This window comes from Arthrobacter rhizosphaerae (assembly GCF_023062595.1).
GTDB lineage: Bacteria > Actinomycetota > Actinomycetes > Actinomycetales > Micrococcaceae > Arthrobacter > Arthrobacter rhizosphaerae.
The window spans coordinates 8,384-9,797 of record NZ_JALLAN010000029.1 but is presented as its reverse complement, the minus strand read 5'-3'; the positions used below and the strand labels follow the sequence as shown (position 1 = coordinate 9,797).

Here is a 1,414-nt window from a genome sequence, read left to right as displayed (position 1 = left end):
CGCGTTGACTCGTAGAAAACCTCCGCGTAGCCGGATACGTTGCCTCATTTGAAAACCTCCGCGTAGCGGCGTGGTTGACGGTGTTGGTGTCGGTTGCGAGCTATGCCCGTTTTCATGGAGCTCACGATGGACCAGCGGCAGGCTGTGACGAAGAAGAAGGCCATTGCTTATCAGGGTGCGTCGCGGAAGGGGAAGTCGCGGATCCTTGATGAGCTGGTCGAGCTGACGGGCTGGCATCGCGACTACGCCAGGGCGGCACTGCGCGATGCACTGGTCCTGAAAGTCGTCAAGCCCCGGCCGGGCAGGACCCCGGTGTACGGCCCGGAGTTGCTGAAGCCGCTGATCAGGTGCTGGGCGGTGCTGCGGGCTCCTGCAGGGAAGCTGCTGGCCCCCATGCTCCCTGTCCTGGTACCAATGCTGCGGGCCGAGCAGGAGCTGGTGATCACCGATGAGCAGGCCCGGCTGCTGGCAGGGATGAGCGCGGCAACCATTGACCGCAAACTGGCCGGCGAACGGGCGAAGCTGACCCTGCGGGGCCGTTCCCACACGAAGCCGGGCACCCTCCTGAAGTCCCAGATCCCGATCCGCACCTGGGCCGAATGGGACGACGCGGTCCCGGGTTTTGTCGAGATCGACCTCGTCGGACACGAGGGCGGCAACAGCTTCGGCGAGTTCTGCTTCACCCTGACAGTGACCGACATCGCCACAGGCTGGACGGTGAACCGGTCCATCCGGAACAAGGCTGCCAAATGGGTCCTGGAGGCCCTCGAACACGTCACCGCTGTGTTCCCGTTCCCGATCATCGGGATCGATTCAGACAACGGCTCCGAGTTCATCAACGAGCACCTGTTCGCCTACTGCCACGCCCACCAGATCACCTTCACCCGGTCCCGCCCCGGGAACAAGAACGACGGCGCCCACGTGGAGCAGAAGAACTGGGCCAGGGTCCGGGAACTCGTGGGCTACCTCCGCTACGACACCGCCGCCGAACTGGAGAAACTCAACGTGATCTGGGACCTGGACCGCGTCTTCACCAACTACCTGCTTCCCCAGCAAAAACTCATCGGCAAGCAAAGACACGGGGCGAAGATCACCAAACAACACGACGCTCCGGCGACACCGCACCAACGGACAGTCAGGCACCGGAACACCGGAAAACGGCCGATCATCCAGATGAACGCGGCCTTCAAACGGATCAGGCCGGCAGCCCTATCACGCCAAATCCTGGCACTCACTTCGGAACTGGAAACCCTCGCCCTGGCCAAGAAAACCGCGCCAGCCAGACCCGTGAACACAGCATGGAACCCCAGTTTCCCGGCCTACCTCCCCCACCGCAACGACACAACCTATCCGGAGGTTTTCAAATGAGGCAACGAATCACTGTTCCCGGAGGTATTGCAATGAGGCAACAGGT

1 protein-coding gene is annotated in these 1,414 nt (G+C 62.4%); it reads left to right on the top strand.

The window, feature by feature from the left end:
• The first annotated feature begins 126 nt into the window (after window positions 1-126).
• Window positions 127-1,368, top strand: coding sequence for an integrase catalytic domain-containing protein (locus MU551_RS22860; protein ID WP_247048865.1), 1,242 nt, complete (start codon window positions 127-129; stop codon window positions 1,366-1,368).
• The last annotated feature ends 46 nt before the right edge of the window (window positions 1,369-1,414 follow it).

What these genes read in the sequence shown, in the direction of transcription:
- MU551_RS22860 (WP_247048865.1), top strand. Translation starts at nt 127, where the DNA reads ATGGACCAGCGGCAGGCTGTGACGAAGAAGAAGGCCATTGCTTATCAG.